This is a genomic window from Pantoea stewartii subsp. stewartii (genome assembly GCF_008801695.1).
GTDB classification, from domain to species: domain Bacteria; phylum Pseudomonadota; class Gammaproteobacteria; order Enterobacterales; family Enterobacteriaceae; genus Pantoea; species Pantoea stewartii.
Window position 1 is genome coordinate 1 of the sequence record NZ_VZPF01000164.1, and the last position, 2805, is coordinate 2805.

General features: G+C 53.4%; 3 protein-coding genes and 1 pseudogene. 3 read left to right on the forward strand and 1 reads right to left on the reverse strand.

Annotation, left to right across the window (positions count from 1 at the left end):
* Positions 1–149: pseudogene (locus F7Q90_RS25155) on the forward strand (IS630 family transposase); the annotation flags it as partial.
* A gap of 255 nt (positions 150–404) precedes the next feature.
* The gene (locus F7Q90_RS25160; protein WP_044242133.1) at positions 405–980 is read left to right on the forward strand and encodes a hypothetical protein; all 576 of its coding nucleotides are present in this window, start codon (positions 405–407) and stop codon (positions 978–980) included.
* Positions 981–1057: 77 nt separating this feature from the next.
* On the opposite strand, the gene F7Q90_RS25165 is transcribed toward F7Q90_RS25160, so the two are convergent.
* On the reverse strand, positions 1058–2512 hold the full coding sequence (locus tag F7Q90_RS25165) for an AMP nucleosidase (RefSeq protein ID WP_006119613.1): 1455 nt from the start codon (positions 2510–2512) through the stop codon (positions 1058–1060).
* A gap of 215 nt (positions 2513–2727) precedes the next feature.
* Here F7Q90_RS25165 and F7Q90_RS28180 point away from each other — a divergent pair.
* A partial coding sequence (locus tag F7Q90_RS28180; RefSeq protein WP_455906705.1) for a hypothetical protein occupies positions 2728–2805 on the forward strand: 78 nt, incomplete at its 3' end.

The window sequence follows — 2805 nt, forward strand, 5'->3', positions numbered from 1 at the left end:
ATGTCGAACGGTTGTGGCAGGCGCTTCATGAGACAATAACCCGAAATCACCAGTGCAGTTCAATGTGGCAACTGTTGAAAAAGGTCCATCACTTTATGAATACCGTCAGCCCATTCCCCGGGGGAAAACATGGGCTGGCTAAAGTGTAGCGGTATTAGGATCAGTTATTTAGCCTGGAAGAAAATGTAGAACACGTCGGGAGTCAGTTTGCCGGTATTGAGAACAGGCAGGATCGTATTGACAGCAAAATTTTTGAAATCAATAAGGTATTAGTCGACGTTACTAACCGGTTTAACAGCATTGACGCCAGCTTCTCGGTTGTCATAGCGAAATTTGATGATACTGACAGCCGATTTGATGGGACAGATAAGCGGCTGGACGGACTTGGCTGTCGGTTCGATGGTATGGACAAGCGGTTCGACGGACTCGACTGTCGACTTGATGGCGTGGACAAGCGGTTCGACGGACTCGACAGTCGGCTTGATGGCGTGGATAAGCGGCTGGACGGACTCGACAGTCGGCTTGATGGCGTGGATAAGCGGTTCGACGGACTCGACAGTCGGCTTGATGGCGTGGATAAGCGGCTAGACGGACTCGACAGTCGGCTTGATGGCGTGGATAAGCGGCTGGACGGACTCGACAGTCGGCTTGATGGTGTGGATAAGCGGCTGGACGGCATCGACAGTCGGCTTGATGGCGTGGATAAGCGGCTGGACGGACTCGACTGTCGGCTCGATGGCGTGGATAAGCGGCTAGACGGAATCGACTATCGCCTTGATGGCATTGATAAACGACTCGACGGAATGGATCGTCGCTTCGACAAGGTGGATCAGCGATTCGACAAGGTGGATGAGCGATTCGATAAGCTGGATGCGCGATTTGAAAGCCTGAATAATCGCCTTATCTGGACATTTATGGTCCCGGCTATTCTGGCTGTGTTTGCCTGGTTTATAAATACTGCCGTACTGAACGCAGCCTGATTCAGCAGAAACGGAGAAGGGATGACGGCATTAATGTGAAAGAGACTCACCCTTAATACCGTCTTTGATTTTACTCTTTAACGGAACGGGGGTTCGTTAAACGTTCGCAGTTTACGCGAATGTAACTTGTCACCCTCAGCCCGTAACAGCTCTACCGCCTGAATCCCAATCTGCAGGTGTTCAGAGATGGCGCCGTCGTAAAAGCGATTCGCCTGACCGGGCAGCTTAATTTCGCCGTGTAAGGGTTTATCGGAAACACAGAGTAACGTGCCATAAGGCACCCGGAAGCGGTAACCCTGGGCGGCAATGGTGGCACTTTCCATATCCACCGCCACGGCGCGGCTGAGATTAAAGCGCAGGGCCGAAGCCGAGTAACGCAGCTCCCAGTTACGGTCATCGGTGGTGACAACAGTACCGGTGCGCAGGCGCTCTTTGACTTCTTCGCCGGGCATACCGCTGACCGATTTGGTGGCCTCGTAGAGGGCGCGCTGAACTTCGGCGATGCTGGGAATCGGGATATCCGGTGGCAGCACGCTATCCAGTACATGATCGTCACGCAAATACGCATGGGCCAGCACGTAATCCCCAATACGCTGACTTTCGCACAGGCCGCCGCAGTGACCTATCATCAGCCAGGCATGAGGGCGAATGACGGCAAGGTGATCGCAGATGGTTTTGGCATTGGAAGGACCCACACCGATATTGATCAGCGTGATGCCGCGACGATGCGGTGACGTCAGATGCCAGGCAGGCATCTGATGTTTTTTCCAGGCTAGATCGGACAGCATCGCGTCATTGTTTTCCGTGTCAGCCGTCAGGATGACATCTCCGGCGCATACCAGGCTGTCAAACGGGGTTGACGGATCGCGTACCTGTTCGATGGCCCAGCGGACGAATTCATCCACATAACGCGTGTAGTTGGTAAACAACACGAACGGCTGAAAATACTCCACAGCCGTGCCGGTATAGTGGCGCAGGCGTGCCAGCGAAAAGTCGGTGCGCAGCGCATCAAAGTGGGAAAGGGGAAAGGTGGCGTCAGCATGAAACAAGCCATCTGCCGTTTCATCCCCAATCTGCGAGAGTTCAGTCGTGGGAAAATGACGGGCTATGCCGGCGTTCATGGTCCGGTCCAGCGACAGGTCAGAGCCGTCTATTACATACGGGTAGGGAATCTCCTGCTGTGACGGGCCGACTTCGATGTCCACGTCGTACTCTTTTTCCAGCATCGCCAGCTGTTCTGAAATGTAATGACGAAGTAAAGCGGGGCGGGTGACGGTGGTGCTGTAACTGCCTGTATGTGTAAAACGGCCCCATGCACGCGTGCGATTCTGTTGCGGTCCGTCTCCCTGCCAGGTAATGCGTAATTCAGGATAAACAAACAGGCCTTGCTCACGCGCGGCGGGGTCCGGCAGCACGCCTTCTTCCGTGTAGGCCTTGATGGACGCACGAAGCGCATCGACGGCGTCATTGTAAAGTTGCTCAAGCGCATTGAGTGCCTGTTCGCGTGTCAGCTTTTTCCGTTGGGCTGGCATAACTTGCTTTCAGGTTCTTACCACAATGCTCCTCAGCTTAGCGGTTTTAACAACGGATTGGGTGAAGAATCTATGATCGCGCGCATTTTGCGGCTGCCTGTTATGGGCGAGGCTAAATAACTGCTCGGAATAGTAGATCCCTTAGAGGGAACTCAGTCCGGTTTATGCGATCTGATCAATCGCTGAATATCCCAAATCACCAGCCGGACTGAGCAATGTCGATCATAGCACCAATACCCAGAACCGAACGACGCCTGATGCAGAAAACTATCCATAAAACAAAGGACAAAAAC